Here is a 15,527-nt window from a genome sequence, read left to right as displayed (position 1 = left end):
CCCGCTCCCGCCTCCCCCGCACCCCGGTCCACCAGCAGACGCTCCCGTACTCGACGGCATGACAGCCGACCTCCCACCTACTCGCACCGGAGAACGCCATCGCCACCACCGCACCGCCCGCCGCGACGACCGTCCCGGAGCTCCTCGACGCGCGGGCCACCGAACACCCGGACCACACGGCGCTCCAGGTCGTCGGCGGCGGGGAGCTCAGCTACCGCCGTTGGCGCGAGGAGGCGCTGCGCGCTGCCGTCGGTCTTGCCGCCGCCGGGATCGGACCGCGCGACAGGGTGGTGCTGCGGTTCTCCAACACGCGCTGGGAGCGGTACGCCGTCGGTTTCCTCGCCGTCCAGTACGCGGGCGGGGTGCCCGTCCCGGTCCGCGAGGACCTGTCCGAGACCGATGCCGCCGCCCTGGCCGCGCTGGCCGAAGCCGGCACGGTCCTGACGGACGGTGGGCTGCCCGGAGTCCCGGGACTGGTGGAGCTGCGTCTGGACGCCCTGCTGGCGGCGCACCCCGAGCCGCCGGCCGGCCCGCCGCACCGGGTCGTCCCGGCCGACCCGGCCCAGGTGATCGGCACCTCCGGCACCACCGGCGCGCCGAAGGGCGTGGTCGCCGCGCACGGAAACCTGACCGCCGGCCTGGCACCGCACCCCCGCCGCCGCGCCTACGCGCACTCGCGGCACGCCCTGCACGCCTTCCCGATCGGGACCAACGCGGCCCAGGTGATGCTGCTCACCGCACTGACCGCCGCGCCGACCACCCTCAGCCTGCCGCGCTTCGACGCGGACCAGTTCGGCGTCGCGGTCGAGAAGTTCGGCATCGGCACCGCCTTCCTGGTGCCCTCGATGGCGATCGAGCTGGTCAACGCGGGCACTGCCGGGCGGTACGACCTGAGCAGTCTGCGCCTGGTCAACTCCTCCGCCGCCGCGCTGCCCGTGCCGGTGGCGGCCGCGCTGGCCGCGGCACTGCCGGCGGCGACGCTGGTCAACACGTACACCTCCGCCGAGGCCTCGCCCGCGCAGATCTCGACCGTCGTCGACACGCGCCGCCCCGGCTCGCTGGGCCGACCGGCGGACCCCCGTGACATCCGGATCCTCGACGCGGACGGGCTGCCGCTGCCCGCCGGGCAGGTCGGCGAGGTCTGGCTGCGCCAGCCCGGACCGCCCCGTGGCTACCTGGGCGCCGCCGGGCAGAGCGCCCAGGTGTTCCGGGACGGCTGGGTACGGATGGGCGATGTCGGACGCCTCGACCCGGACGGCTACCTCTACCTGGTCGACCGGGAGAGCGACGTCATCAAGAGCGGTGCGCTGAAGGTCTCCACGCTGCGGATCGAGGAGGTGCTGCACGGGCATCCCGCGGTCGCCGACGCCGCCGCGCTGGGCCTGCCGCACCCCGTGATGGGCGCCGTCCCGGTGGCGGTCGTGGTGGCCCGGCCCGGCGGTCTGGACCTGGACGAGCTGCGGCTGTTCCTGAGCGCCCGGTTGAGCCGGCCCGAGCTGCCGGTCCGGATCCTGCTCGCGGGCGACCTGCCCAGGAACCCGAGCGGCAAGGTGGTCAAGCACCGGCTCCGCCCGCTGTTCGACGTGTCCGTGGATTCCACCGCCACCGGTCCTGCGGTAGCTCCGGCCACGCCGACGGAACTGCGGTTGGCCGGACTCTGGCGGCGTCTGCTCGGCCGACCGGTCACCGACGTGGCCGCCGAGTTCTTCGCGCTCGGCGGCGACTCGTTCCGGGCGGTCCAGCTCGCCACCGGCATCAGCGGCGAGTTCGGCATCCGGGCGGGCACCGCCGTGGTCTTCGAGCGGCCCTCGCTGCGGGCCCAGGCGGCGTGGGTGGACCACCCCGACCGGCGGCTGACCACCGCCGATGCCGATGCCGATGCTCCTGCCGGAGCGTCGGCCGGGACGGAGACCGTGACGCCCTACCTGGCCGCGCTCCGTGCGCAGCCGCACGCCGTCGCCCTCACCTCGCAGCAGGAGAACTTCTTCCGCTGGATGACCGAAGCCCCCGGGCGGGACGCCGGCGTGGTGACGGCGCTGTTCCGGGTAGTCGACCGGCTCGAACCAGAGACCCTGGGCCTGGCACTCACCGAGGTGGTCCGGCGCCATCCGGCGCTGCGGACCCGGTTCGAAGCGGTGGCGGACGGGGTCGTGCGGGCGGTGCTGGACGAGGAGCCCCGGGTGCGTATCACGCTGACCCGGGCCCCGGGGGCCACGGACGCCGAGGTGGACGCCCTGCTGCTGGCCGAACGCGACCGTCACTCCGACCTGGCCCGTGACCCGATGACGCGCCTCCTGGTGATCAGCCGGTCGGAGACCGACCACGTGGTGCTGGTCGCGACGCACCACATGGTGTCCGACGGCTGGTCGGTCGGTGTGCTGCTGACCGACCTCGGCGTCGTCTACTCCGCGCTGCGACGGGGCCGGTCGGCACCGCCTGCCCGTTCGGGCCCGGGATACCGGGAGTTGGTGGACTGGGCGAACGCGCACTGGCCGGCCTCCCGGGCCCACTTCGGAACCGCGCTGGCCGGAGCGCCGGAAGCCGTCGAGCCGTTCCCCGGCCTCCGGGCGGTGGACGAAGTGCTCACCGAGTCGCACGAGTTCGAGGTGCCGGCGCCGTTGGCCCATGCTCTGCGGGCCCGGGCGGCCGAGCTCGGTGCCACACCCTTCCTGGCCGTCACCGCGGCCTGGACCGCGTTGCTGGCGGGCCGCAGCGGCCGTCCCGATCTGGTGGTGATGACCCCGGTGCCCGGCCGCCCTCGCCCGGACGCCGAACGGACGGTGGGCTGCTTCGTCCAGTCGCTGCTGCTGCGGGTGGACGCGAGCGGGACACCCGGTTTCGCCGAGCTGGTGGACCGGCTGCGGGTCGTCTACAGCGAGGCGCTGGACCACCAGCTGTACCCGTTCGCCGAGTTCAGTCCGTCCGTACCGTTCGCGGCCTGGCTCCGTTACGAGGCGTGGGCCGCGCCCGCGCAGCTGCCCGGCCTGGCCTGCGAGCCCTGGGAGCTGCCGCGCGGGAACACCGTACGCTGGACGGTGCCGGGCGGTGACCGGAGCGTGCCCGAGCTGACCGTGGTCGAGCAGCCGGACGGCGTCCTGCGGTGCTGGCTGCAGTACAACGCGCTGGCCTTCGACCTCCCCGTGATCATCGAACTGGCCGAGGAGTTCACCGCGGCTCTGGCCGCTGCCTGCGGGTGACCCGGCCCCGGAGGGGTGCGAACCGGGCACCGAGGACCGCGGCTGCGGTGTCAGTCCGCTGACGTATTCTTCCGGGCACCGCACACCGACTCGGAGGACCAAGAGAATTGACCGGCCTGTCTGCTTTTCCGCTGCCCTTTCGTGCTTCCCGTTCCCTGTCGTTCGCGACACCCCGAACGCTGCGTGAACTTCAGATGATGCAGTGCAGCGCGCACATCCGGGCGAAGCCGGAGTGGTTCGACAAGGTGAACGATGCCGACATCGTCGCCAGGTGGACGCGGGAAGCGGTCGCTCAGGGCCTCACCGAGGCGCAGGTTCGTTACGTGCTGGCCGAACTCGCGCATTACGCCACGCTGCGGGACGGAGACACCGGAATCGAGGTGTCAGCCGTCGACGGGGTGTGGCAGTCGGACACCCTGATCGACGACAAGCTCGGGTCCCGGCTGCGCGAGGCGGTGCGGGTTCTGGAGCAGGTCCCCGCAGCAGAGCAGGACTGGCATCCCGGATCCCACGGTCAGGTACTGGATCTGGTGCATCCCTCCCTGTTCTGCCTGGTGAGAGAGGTGAGCGGCGCGCCCGAGGAGGCTTGGCGGAATCCGACGGACCGCTACTCCGCGCACGAATACTCGGAGAAGTTCCAGTGGCTGCCCACAGATGTCGACGTCAGTGACGACGGCGATGTCGATTTCCGCTCGTACGTCAACAACGTCCACCCCGAGGCTCATCAGGAACTGGCCTCCGTCCTGCCGGACTTGTTCGCGCGCATGCGCCCGCTGCTGGACAACGTGCTCACCGATCTGCGCCATCCGCGGCCCCTGCGGATCGAGGCCGATCCCTACGGGTGGTACGACTCGGAACCGGAGTATCCGAACAAGTCCTCCTACAGCGACGCGGAGGCCTATGACGAGGCCTACCAAGCATGGGAGGACGCCCAGGAAGACTGGTGGGAGAACCGCCGCCCGGTCATCCCGGACGCCCCGGCCTTCACCCCGCCCGAGTTGCCCGCCGCAGCGGCCCGAGTCGACCTGCGCGGCCGCCGCCTCCAGGTCATCGTCAAGCTCGCCACCATCCATCTCACGCCCGACAAGCCCGAGTACGCCGGCGGTTCCTGGCATGTCGAGGGGATGGTGAACGAGCGGATCGTCTCGACCGGCATCTACTACTGGGACAGCGAGAACATCACCGAAAGCCGGCTGAGTTTCCGGGCGGCCGTCGACGACCCGAACTATGAACAGAACGACGACAACGGTATGCGCGAGGTCTACGGCCTGGAGAACGAAGACGCACTGAACCAGGTGCTGGGATCGGCATCGACCCCGGCGGGCCGCTGCCTGGCGTTCCCGAACATCCTGCAGCACCGCGTCGGCTCGTTCCGCCTCACGAACCCCACCCGCCCGGGACATCGCAAGATTCTCGCGTTCTTCCTCGTCGACCCGTCGGAAAGGATCGTCTCCACGTCCGACGTCCCGCCGCAGCAACCATGGTCCGAGACCTCGACCATGACGCTCGATCAGGCCGAGACGTTTCGCGAACAGCTCATGCAGGAACGCAAGTTCTTCGTCGACGAACACAACGAGCAGCTCTACGAACGGGAGTTCTCCCTCTGCGAGCACTGAGGCCGGTCACCGCCGCGGCGGGACGGACCGGGACGGCCGCCCCTCCGGTCAGTGGGTGAGGTGGTCGTCGGTGAGGTAGGGACCGGTGCCGGTTTCGTCGGGGATCGTGGTGAGGACGCCCGGCGTCGCGGTGACGGCGTCCAGGACCTGGTCGCGGTGGGCGGGGGTGGTCAGCAGATGCACGTTCGGGCCGGCGTCGACGGTCGCGCAGACGTCGAGGCCGTCGGCACGCAGTTCTCGCGCCAGGGCGAGGAGGGCGACGGTGGGGGGCTGCCAGTAGAAGACCGGAGGGGCGGCGGACATCGCGATCAGGTGAAGATCGACCGCCTCCTCCTCCACCGCCGCGGCGAGGGCGGTGAAGTCCCCAGTCCGCAGGGCGTGTTCGACGGTGGCGGTGCGCGCGGGGAGAGTCTCCAGGCGGCGGGCGAAGTACGGGCTGGTGACGGCCCGTCGGTGGCCCTCGCGGGAGCTGACCTCCTTGGGCTGGTTGTCGACGACGGCGATCACGTCGCACAGGGGGAACGTGTCGGCGTCGAGGACCTGGGCGGCGGCGCTGCTCGGGTCCTCGGGTGTGCCGGGCCATCGGACATAGCCGCCGAAGGCGGAGCGGGCGGCGGAGCCGGAGCCGGAGAGCCGTGAGAGTACGGACAGGTCGGCGGGGTCGGGCCGCTGGCCGAGCAGGGTGGTGACGGCCAGGGTGAGCGCGGTGAATCCCGAGGCGGACGAGGCGATGCCGGCGGCCGTGGGAAAGGTGTTGCCGGTGATGATGCGCAGGGCCGGACGATCGCCGTCGCGCAGCCGTCGCAGGTGGCGGCGGATGCCGTCGGCGACCGGCGCGGGGGCGGGTACGGTGCTGCCGTCCGCGGTGCGCCACCACAGTTCGTCCTCTCCCTCCGCGTCCAGTTCCTCGGCGGTGCAGTGGGACACGCACCGGCTCAGGGTCATGGAGAGGGAGGGGTTGGCGGGCAGCACGTCGGCCGGGTCGGTCATGCCCCAGTACTTGATGAGGGCGATGTTGGCCGGCGCCACGGCGGTGACGGGATTGTTCATAGCTCTTCCCAATGCAGTCCGGCGACGCCCAGCGGCGCGGCCACGGGTGTGAAGCGGTCAAGACCCAGGTCGGTCGCCCGGCCGCCGTCGGGGCGGACGACGAGCAGGGCGCCGGCTCCGGGTCCTGTGAGTGATCCGGCGCCGCAGATCTTGGCGGCTCCCCCGTGCTCCTCCACGGTCCGGATGACCGTCGCGACGGGTTCCGGGACGACCGTGAGCCGGGTGAGGAAGCGCGCGCTGTCGCGGATCGCGGCGATGACCTCCGACCGGGCGGGCCGTGGGCAGGCCAGTGCGGTGCGCAGGGCCGTGGTGGCCTGCTCGGCCTGGGCCAGCGCCTGGGGGGTCAGGCGGTCGTGGACGGCGACGACGACCTGGCCGGTGGGTTCTCCGGCCGGTCCTGTGTGATGCAGTTCGAACATGCCCAGCGCCGTCTCGTCGATGGGCGGCCGGGCCGCCCGGCCGGTCCTGTGGGTGCCGGGGGGCAGCCAACGGGTGCCGCCGTGCTGCACGGTCGCGGTGTCGATGCCGGAGGGGGTGCCGTGTTGCAGGCGCTCGGTACGGGCGGCCACCGCGGCGACCGTCTCCGGATCGGGTGCCCCGTGGTGGTGGGCGAGTACGGCCGCGCAGGTGGCGACGGCGGTGGCGGCCGAGCTGCCGAAGCCCGCCCCGACCGGGATGCGGGACCTCACGGTGAGGGTGATGCCGGAAGGTGCTCGGCGCAGGTGCGGGAGTGTCTCGCCGAGGGTCGCGGCCACGACGTGTGCCGGGTCGTCGCCCCGTACGACCGCGAAGGCCGGACCTCCCGGTGCGGCGGCGAAGGCCGACCAACGCCGCCGTGCCTGGGCGGTGTAGGCACCGAGGGTCTGCCAGTCGGTGGTGCGGCGTACGCCGACGTCGGGCAGCAGCAGTTCCACGGCTCCGTCCCCGCGGGGGCGGACGACGGCGGTGCAGTGCAGTCCGAGGGCGGCGGCCAGTACCGGGCCGCCCCTCACGGCTGCGTGTTCACCGGCGAGGATGAGCTTGCCGGGTGCCCGGGCGAGCACGGCCGGCGCGGTGGTCACCGTGCCACCGGTCGGCCGAGCCGCTGGTGCGCGGAGGCGAGCGCGCCGCTCGACAGGGCGGCGAGGAGGTTCAGTTCGCCCGCGAGGACCACGGCGCCGAGGATCTCTGCGAGGCGCAGGGCGTCGTGGCCGTCCTCGGTGCTCGCGACCGCCTCGGTGCTCGCGTCGGTCCTCGCGACCGTGTCGGTGCCGGGGTGGATGCCGAGCAGCGCCAGGGCCTCCCGCTGGGTGTCGAGGCCGGTGCCGCCGCCGACCGCGGCGAGCGGTGCGTCGGGCAGGAAGACGGAGACGTAGACGCCGTCGCCGTGGGGTTCGACGCAGGTGATGCCCTGGCAGGCCTCGGCGACCTGGGCGATGTCCTGGCCGGTGGCGAGGAAGAACGCCGCGACCATGTTGGCGTAGTGGGCGTTGAAGCCGCCGAGCGCGCCGGCCACGGCCGAGCCCAGCAGGTTCTTGCGGTACTGCACCTCGCACAAGCGCTCCTGGTCGGTGTGGAGGACGCGTGCGAGCACCTCCGCGTCCAGTCGGGCCTCGGCGAAGACGCGCTTGCCGCGGCCCTCCAGGAGATTCACGGCGGCGGGTTTCTTGTCCGTGCAGTAGTTGCCCGACAGGGCGACGCAGCGTGCCCCGGTGGCCGGTTCGATCAGCTCGCGGACGATTCGCTCGCAGGCGATGGTCGCCATGTTCATCCCCATGGCGTCACCGGTGGTGAACCTGAACCGCAGATAGACGGAGGTTCCGACGGCCTGCGGCCGGACCTCCTCCAGGTGCAGACGGGGGCTGCACGTGGCGGCCAGGGCCCGTATCTCCTCCAGGTGACGTCCCACCCAGGCGACGAGGCGGTGGCTCTCCTCGATGCCGGAGGTCGCGAACACCGGTGCCCGGGTGATGCCGACGTCCTCCGCCCGGACGGTGACCCCGCCCGCTGCTCCCAGCGCCCTGCAGCCGCGCGCCACCGAGGCAATCAGGGCGCCCTCGGTGGTGGCCAGCGGCACGTACACCTCCTCGCCCCGTACCCGCTCGCCGTGGACGAGCAGGGGTCCCGCGACGCCCAGCGGCACCTGGACGGCGCCGATGACGTTCTCGCAGCGGGCCCGGGCCAGGCCCATGCTGTAGTCGCCGATCGCCGGCAGCGCCACGCCGTGTCGGCGGGCCAGGGCGGTACGCCGCACGAGCGCGGTCTCGTCCGCGCTCAGGTCGGCCGGCAGGGCGTGCAGGCTCCGGGCGCCCCGGACGATCTCGTCGGCGAGGGTGTCGGCGCGAGGGTCGGCACGGGCCTCGGCAGGGGTGTCGGCGCGGGGGTCAGCGCCGGCGTCTGCGCGGGCGTCGCATGACGGCGTCTCTTCGGTGACGATTCCGTTCGGTGTGTTCATGGCCGTCTCAGTACTCGTAGGCGTAGTAGTCCACGGCGAGGTCCTGGAAGTCCCGCCCGTACTCGGTGCCGGTCCGGTCCACCGTGAACTGCTCGCACGGATGCAGGGCGAGGCCGGGGACCTCCCGCCGGTCGTGCAGCGCCTCGTACTGCTCGCGGTCGAGGTCGACGGGGTTGTCCAGGGAGCGCCGGAAGCCGATGCGTGCCGCTGCGGCCTGCCATCCGTCGACAGCGGTGAGGGGCAGGGCGAGCGCGGCGTCGCCGCTGCCGTAGCCGACCGCGAGGAGGGGCGCGCCGGCGAGTTCGACGCCCTGCCGGGCGGCGTCCTCGACTCCGGCGGCCAGCCAGGCGGGCAGTGAGGCCGAGTAGAGGTTGCCGACCTCCTCCAGGAGGTCGGCGCCGGACCCGAGGACGCGCTGCGCGAACGCGCGGAAGGCCTGCTGCGCGCGCAGGTGGGCGCTGACGGCGACGGTGGCGGGCCACGGCGCGGGGGCCCGCTGCCCGGCGAGGACGGAGCCGTAGAGGTCCGGTTCGACGCGCAGTTCCGCCAGGACGTCGTCGAGGGCGGTGTCGCAGCCCCGGCAGAGGCGTTCCAGTTCGGGGTGTCGCGCCGGGGAGGCGGCCATGGCGCGGACCTGGAGGAAGGAGAGCGCCTGGACAGGCATCCTTCGGTACGGGCGGTGCATGAACAGGCCTTGGACGCGTTCGAGTTGATCGGCGGGGGCCGCCGCGTCGGCGGCCCAGAGCGTCTCGACGGCGCTGGTGACCGCGTCCAGGTAGGCGGTGGCGGAGTACCGGCCGCTGAAGACGGGGAAGTCGCTGAGCCGCCGCGTCCCGGCGGCGTAGCCGTCGATACGGTGGCGGGCGGCCGGCTTGCGGAAGTCCGGACCCCGGTAGGCGGACGCTCCGGCCGCCCCGCCGAGGTCGATCGCCAGCAGCGCGGGGGACCGTTCCACCAGCATCGCCACGGCGCCCGCGCCCTGGGTCTGTTCGCCCGAGCTCCCGCGCTCGTACTCGGCGATGTCGGAGGCCACGACGACGGCCTGCCGGCCCTCGCGGTCGAGCGACGCGAAGCGGGCCGCGCCCTGAAGCGCGTACATCCCGCTCAGGCAGGCGTGCTTGTACTCGGGGACCTCCACGTCCCGGGGCAGGGCGGGCATCCGCCGTCTGCGCAGTTCCCGGTCGATCATCCCGCGCACGGTGACGGCCCCGAAGGCGTTGTCGGTGCTCGACTCGGTGCCCAGCGCCAGGAAGCCGACGCGCCGCGGGTCGATGCCGTTGTCCAGGATCAGCCGGAGGACGGCGGTGGCCGCCATGGTGTAGACGTCCTCGTCCGGACCGGCCATCCGGAAGGCCCGGCCGGTGACGGCGGCGACCTTTCCCCAGTCGCCGGAGGTCCACTCGCACCACTGGCGCAAGTCCACCCGCAATCGGGGCAGGTAGCAGCCCATCGCGCTGATGCCCACGGTTTCCTCGAATGCGAACTTCACTCCGCTCCCCCGTTCCGGGCCTGATGGCGGCCCTGGTGGTCTGCTGCGTCAGGCCATTGCAGCAGTCCACGATCGGAGAGATCGGCGAATTCCTCGTCGCATCGGTTGAAAGGCCGCAGATGTTGAGAGGCCCCGGATGGTGACGGGTCGAACCGTTGAAAGGGTGGAATGCGTTGAAAGCGTTGAAAGGAATTCTCGGCATCCCGGACCTCGTGTAGGACATCCCCACCGCGCGAAAGCGCCCTCGCACCACACGGAGCCGGGAGCACCCCATGGGAAGAAGCCGCAGACCGAACCTCGCACTGCGCCGCATGATGGGCCAGGCCGGCTGGAACGGTCCCGCTCTGGCCGCGGCTCTGCGCGGCATCGCCGGTGAGAGCGGACTGAGCGTCGGCTACGACCGGACCACCGTGGCCCACTGGCTGACGGGAACCCAGCCCCGGCCGCCGGGACCGCAACTCCTGGAGGCGGCTTTCTCGCGCCGGCTCGGCCGCGCCGTCCTCCCGCACGAGCTCGGCCTCCCGGCCGGCGACGGGGCCGACGCCGAGGACCGGGAGGCACTGGACGACGGCTCTCCCTACGACGCCGTCGCCCTGCTGCACCTCGAGACCCTTCCGTACACGAAGGGTGAAGAATCGATTCCGCCCCGGCTGTACGAGCTCGGCCGGCTCCCCGGCCACCCCAGCGGGCCCGCCCCGACGCCCCTCCCCGGCCGCACCGAGCGGGTCGGATCACGGCACATCGAGGCGGTCGACGCGGTCACCCGGTACGGAGCCCAGCACTACGACGCCTTCGGCGGCGCGGCGGCCCGCAGCCTGCTCACCGTCTACCTGCGCCATCAGGTCATGCCCTGGCTCCGGCAGCCCTCGACGAACGAGCACCACCGGGCCCTGCTCTCCGCAACCTCCCAACTGCTCCGTCTCGTCGGCCGCACCCACACCGACGACAACGCCCACGGCCACGCCCAGCACCACTACCGGCTCGCCTATCTGCTGGCCACCGAGGCATCCGATTCCACCGCCCAGGCGATGGCACTGCGCGACCAGAGCACCCAGGCCGGGGCCCTCGGGCACCACCGGTACGCCGCGCAGCTGGCGGAGGCGGCGACACTCTGCCTCCCGGCCTCCGCCGGCCCCGCGGTGCGCGCCTTCGCGCTCGCCCAGCAGGCGGTCTCCACCGCGCGGCTCAACGACGCGACCAAGGCGCGGCGCGAACTGGACGGTGCACAGGAGCAGTTCGCCCTTGCGGCGGCCGAGGACAGGCCCGACCGCTACCCCGAGCCGGCGCTGCTCTACCAGAGCGCGCAGGTGCACCGCGTACTCGGCCGACCCGAGCTGGCGCTCTCTCACCTGCGGGCCTCACTGCGCGCCCGACCCGTGACGGAGCACCGCACGATCGGCGTCAGCCTGCTTCAACCCGCCCATCTCGAACTGGACACCGGGAACGTCCACGCCGCGCGCCACGCCTACGCGAGGTACGTGGAACGGCACCACACGAACGGGTCGCCGGCCACGGCGGTCGAGCTGGCGAGGCTGCGCGGCCGGCTCTCCCCGCTTCCCCGGACGTCCAGGGCCAGTCCTCGCTAGGTGTGGCGAACGGGTGACGGTCGCCGGAGCGGGGAGTATCCGGCACCTCCTACAGGCAGTAGTACTCCCATGAACGATCCGTCCGTTTATCAGTTCGCCAGTCCTCCGCCCCCTCGTACCACCGTGACGCATGCCGTGGCGGCCCCCCTCCCGCTGCCCACCGGACGGCAGTTCCGCGTCTTACGCGTACCGCACGCCGACCGCGGCCGAGCTGCGGCGCCCACGCCCGACAGCCACCGCTGACACCGCTGACACCGGACGACCACGAAGGGCCCTCCCACGCGACACCGCGCGGGAGGGTCTCCTCAAGGTGCGGATACGGGCCAATGGGAGGAACGCGCTCCGGCCGCAGGGGTGTCGGTCCCCGAAGCCCGGGCGGGGCCTGCCCTGGACCGCGATCCGGCGGGGCCGCAGGGCGCCGGTGTCGCACAAGCATCGCGCCGGTGTCACACACTCGTCACACTCCCATCGTCGCCCCATCGAACTCGCGGTCGCCAGGATGGCTTGAACTCGCGCGGCTCGATCCCTCACGTCTCTCTCGCCTCACATACTGCGCTGACCAGCGGCGAGTGGCCTCGTGCCCACCGCTGGACATGACCCCTCCATTTCCTTCCAAGCTCCTGGGGGAGACTTGCGCGCACACGTGCAGAGAGCACGCGCCTTCAGCATCGCAGCGGCCACATCGGTGGCTCTCGTGGCAGGCATGACCGGCCCCACGACGGCGATCGCGGCGAACACGACGCCCGCACCGAACACCACCCGCTTCGACGGCAGCCAGCGGATCCAGCTCGTCACGGGCGACCATGTCGTGGTCGGTGCCAAGGGCCAGGTCCTGGGCTTCGAGGCCGCCAAGGGCCGTGAGCACATACCCGTACAGGTGCAGCGCATCAAGGACCAGTACCTGCTGGTGCCCAGCGACGCGCAGCGCCTGATAGCCGACGGCACGCTGGACCAGCGGCTGTTCGACATCAACGAGCTCAGCGACCCGCGGCTGCGCAAGAGCCACCGCGACGGGCTCAAGCTGATCGTCCAGTACGACGGGGGCGCCGGCGCCGCACGGGCCGAGGTGCGTTCCGCCGGTGAAACCCAGCTTCGACGCACGTTCCCGTCCCTCAACGCCGATGCCATCCGTACGTCGCAGGACGACGTGGCCAAGGTGTGGGACGCCCTGACCAGCCAGCAGAAGAGCGGCGCGCGCGCCACCACCGCGGCGGCCGGCATCGGCAAGGTGTGGCTGGACGGGGTGCGCAAGGCGAGCCTGGACCGCAGCGTCCGGCAGATCGGCGCCGACAAGGCGTGGGAGTCCGGTTACGACGGGACGGGCGTCAAGATCGCCGTCCTCGACACCGGTGTCGACAAGACCCACGACGACCTCAAGACCCAGGTCGTCGGCGAGAAGAACTTCTCCGCCTCGCCCGACGCCGTGGACCGCGTCGGACACGGCACCCACGTCGCGTCGATCGCCGCCGGCACCGGCGCGAAGTCCGGTGGAGCGTACAAGGGCGTCGCTCCCGGCGCCAAGGTGATCAGCGGGAAGGTCCTCGACGACGAGGGCTACGGGGACGACTCGGCCGTCATCGCGGGCATGGAGTGGGCCGCCACCGAAGGCGCGGACGTCGTCAACCTCAGCCTCGGCAGTGGTGACAGCCCCGGCGTCGACCCGGTGGAAGCCACGGTGAACAGGCTGACCGCCGAGAAGGGGATCCTGTTCGCCGTCGCGGCGGGCAACGACGGCGAGTACGGCGACGAGACCGTCGGCTCCCCGGGCAGCGCGGACGCCGCGCTGACCGTCGGCGCGGTCGACAAGGACGACAAGCTGGCGCCCTTCTCCAGCATCGGCCCGCGCGCCGGCGACGGTGCCGTCAAGCCGGACGTGACCGCGCCCGGCGTCGCCATCACCGCGGCCGCCGCTCCGGGCAGCCTGATCGACACGCGCCCCGGCACACCGCACCCGGCCCCGGGCTACCTGTCGATCGACGGCACCTCGATGGCCACCCCGCACGTGGCGGGCGCGGCGGCGATCCTGAAGCAGCGGCATCCGGACTGGAAGTCGACCGAGCTCAAGGGCGCGCTGGTCGCGTCCACCAAGGGGGGCGACTACACCGCCTTCCAGCAGGGTTCGGGCCGCGTCCAGGTCGACAGGGCACTGGCCCAGAGCGTCATCGCCGACCCGGTCTCGCTGACCTACGAGAAGGCGCAGTGGCCGCACGCCGACGACAAGCCCCAGACGCAGAAGGTCGGTTACCGCAACCTCGGGACCAGCGACGTCACCCTCGACCTGTCGGTGACCACCCTTGACCCGACGGGCAAGCCGGCCCCGGCCGGATTCTTCACGCTCGGCGCGAACCAGGTGACCGTGCCCGCCGGCGGCCGGGTCGAGGTCGACCTGATCGCCGACACCCGGGTCGGTGGCGTCGACGGCACCTTCTCCGGCTACGTCACCGCCACCGGGGCGGGCCAGTCCGTCCGCACGGCCGCGGTCGTCGTCCGTGAGGCGGAGTCCTACGACATCACCCTCAGGACCATCGGCCGCGACGGCGCGGACGCCACGAACTTCTCCAGCAGCCTCACCGGCATCGACGGCGGCGCCGAGGGGTTCACGACCCGCGTCGACAACGAGCCGGGTACGCACACGATCCGGGTGCCCAAGGGCACGTACACCTTCAACACGGCCGTCTACCAGGACCCGTCGGACTACGCCAAGGGCACCGACTGGATCGCGCAGCCGAAGCTGGAGATCACCGGAGAGACCGCGCTGGTCGCCGACGCACGCATTACCAAGCCGGTGGAGCTGACCGTGCCCGGCCTGACCAAGGCCGACAACGCGGGCACGTACTACGAGGTCGCCACCGACCGCGGCAGCGTCGGCAACGGCTGGGTCCTCGACAACTTCACGGGCTTCCGCACCGCCCACCTGGGTCCGGCCGTCACCGACGGCTCGCTCCTGCAGACGTGGGACGCCCACTTCGCCAAGGACGCCACCACCCAGTACGCGGTGGGGTTCGGCGGCAAGACGAGCAAGGTCGCGACGGGCTACACCAAGCACGTGAAGGCGAACGAGCTGGCCACCCTGAAGGTCGGTCTCGGCGCTTCCGCTCCCGGGAAGACCACGCTCGTCTTCCCCCACCCCGTGGTGCCCGGTGCTCCGGAGGGCAACTCGTTCTCCCCTTACCAGGCGGCGCCGGGGATCCGTACCTTCCTCGTCTCCACCGGTGACGGCGTCTCCTGGCTGACCAGGTTCAACCAGTTCGGCGAGCCCAACGAGTGGGGCTACCCGGCCTTCGAGGGCGGGTACGAGATGGTCCGGCCGAAGAAGTACGCGGCCGGCAAGACGTACCGGGAGACGTTCAACACGGGCGTCTTCGGCCCGCTCCTGGGCGAGAACATGGGTGTCTTCCGCACGACGCCCGACCTGGCCACGGGCGAGCAGCAGATCGTCGGTTCCCTTCCGCTGTTCGCCGACGGCGAGGGCCACGCGGGCCGTACGAAGCACACCTCGGCCACGACGACGCTGTACCGCGACGGCGTCAAGGTCGCCGAGAACGACGACCCGCTGACGGGCGAGATGCCCTTCACGGTCGGCGCCTCCGATGCCCAGTACCGGCTGACGACCTCCGTGGAGCGCGCGGCGAACGTCGCCGCGGTCTCCACTCGCGTCGACGCCGACTTCACGTTCCGCTCGCAGCAGGTGACGGCCACCACGGCGCTGCCCGTGTCCACGGTCCGCTTCGCGGCCCCCGTCGACCTCGCCTCGCGCGCCCCGGCCGGCGCGTCGGTCCTGGTCCCGGTCACCGTGCAGGGTTCGGCGGCCGGCACCAACCTCAAGTCGCTCGCCGTGTCCGTGAGTTACGACGGCGGGACGACCTGGCAGCTCGTGAAGGTCACGAACGGCAAGGTCTCCGTGAAGAACCCGGCGAAGGACGCGGGGATCTCCCTCCGCGCCGAGGTCGCGGACAAGCAGGGCAACACGTCGAAGCTGACGATCCACAACGCGTGGCTCGGCAAGTGATGCCGACCCGCTGACCTGACTCGCCTGACGCGGCGTCACCACCTCTGGTGGTGTAGCCCCCCCCCGGATTGGGGGGGGGGCCCCCGGGGGGACCGGCATGGGGGGGGGGAGGGGTGGCCAGGGGGTCACGGTGGGGGGGTGGGCGA

At 72.1% G+C, this 15,527-nt stretch carries 8 protein-coding genes; 4 read left to right on the top strand and 4 right to left on the bottom strand.

Annotated elements, in window-relative coordinates:
- The first annotated feature begins 98 nt into the window (after positions 1–98).
- Positions 99–3,197 carry an AMP-binding protein gene (locus ACFC0G_RS30105; RefSeq protein WP_376409399.1) on the top strand — a complete coding sequence of 1,033 codons (3,099 nt, stop codon included), beginning with the start codon at positions 99–101 and terminating at the stop codon, positions 3,195–3,197.
- A 107-nt stretch (positions 3,198–3,304) separates the two neighbouring features.
- Positions 3,305–4,813 carry a DUF4246 domain-containing protein gene (locus tag ACFC0G_RS30100; RefSeq protein WP_376409041.1) on the top strand — a complete coding sequence of 503 codons (1,509 nt, stop codon included), beginning with the start codon at positions 3,305–3,307 and terminating at the stop codon, positions 4,811–4,813.
- A gap of 48 nt (positions 4,814–4,861) precedes the next feature.
- On the opposite strand, the gene mvaD is transcribed toward ACFC0G_RS30100, so the two are convergent.
- From mvaD to ACFC0G_RS30080, 4 genes are read right to left on the bottom strand one after another with little or no spacing between them, the layout of a single operon-like run.
- Positions 4,862–5,863, bottom strand: coding sequence for a diphosphomevalonate decarboxylase (gene mvaD, locus ACFC0G_RS30095; protein ID WP_376409039.1), 1,002 nt, complete (start codon positions 5,861–5,863; stop codon positions 4,862–4,864).
- Positions 5,860–6,924, bottom strand: coding sequence for a mevalonate kinase (locus tag ACFC0G_RS30090; RefSeq protein WP_376409037.1), 1,065 nt, complete (start codon positions 6,922–6,924; stop codon positions 5,860–5,862). The genes mvaD and ACFC0G_RS30090 overlap by 4 nt, the downstream gene beginning before the upstream one ends.
- Complete coding sequence (locus ACFC0G_RS30085) at positions 6,921–8,297, bottom strand: hydroxymethylglutaryl-CoA reductase (protein ID WP_376409035.1); 1,377 nt, start codon at positions 8,295–8,297, stop codon at positions 6,921–6,923. Before ACFC0G_RS30085 ends, ACFC0G_RS30090 begins: the two co-directional genes overlap by 4 nt.
- A 7-nt stretch (positions 8,298–8,304) precedes the next feature.
- The gene (locus ACFC0G_RS30080; RefSeq protein ID WP_376409032.1) at positions 8,305–9,786 is read right to left on the bottom strand and encodes a hypothetical protein; all 1,482 of its coding nucleotides are present in this window, start codon (positions 9,784–9,786) and stop codon (positions 8,305–8,307) included.
- Between the two features lie 272 nt (positions 9,787–10,058).
- On the opposite strand from ACFC0G_RS30080, the gene ACFC0G_RS30075 reads away from it, so the two are divergent.
- Both ACFC0G_RS30075 and ACFC0G_RS30070 read left to right on the top strand, forming a co-directional pair.
- A complete protein-coding gene (locus ACFC0G_RS30075; protein ID WP_376409030.1) occupies positions 10,059–11,372 on the top strand; it encodes a hypothetical protein in 1,314 nt (437 codons plus the stop codon).
- A gap of 703 nt (positions 11,373–12,075) precedes the next feature.
- Positions 12,076–15,381 carry a S8 family serine peptidase gene (locus ACFC0G_RS30070; RefSeq protein WP_376409028.1) on the top strand — a complete coding sequence of 1,102 codons (3,306 nt, stop codon included), beginning with the start codon at positions 12,076–12,078 and terminating at the stop codon, positions 15,379–15,381.
- Positions 15,382–15,527: the final 146 nt, after the last annotated feature.

It is taken from the genome of Streptomyces sp. NPDC056169 (genome assembly GCF_042268445.1).
GTDB lineage: Bacteria > Actinomycetota > Actinomycetes > Streptomycetales > Streptomycetaceae > Streptomyces.
This window is presented reverse-complemented; position numbering and strand designations above follow the sequence as displayed.

Excerpts from the sequence above, each read along its gene's own strand:
- mvaD (WP_376409039.1), bottom strand. The coding sequence starts at position 5,863 with ATGAACAATCCCGTCACCGCCGTGGCGCCGGCCAACATCGCCCTCATC.
- ACFC0G_RS30085 (WP_376409035.1), bottom strand. The coding sequence starts at position 8,297 with ATGAACACACCGAACGGAATCGTCACCGAAGAGACGCCGTCATGCGAC.
- ACFC0G_RS30075 (WP_376409030.1), top strand. The coding sequence starts at position 10,059 with ATGGGAAGAAGCCGCAGACCGAACCTCGCACTGCGCCGCATGATGGGC.
- ACFC0G_RS30070 (WP_376409028.1), top strand. The coding sequence starts at position 12,076 with ATGACCGGCCCCACGACGGCGATCGCGGCGAACACGACGCCCGCACCG.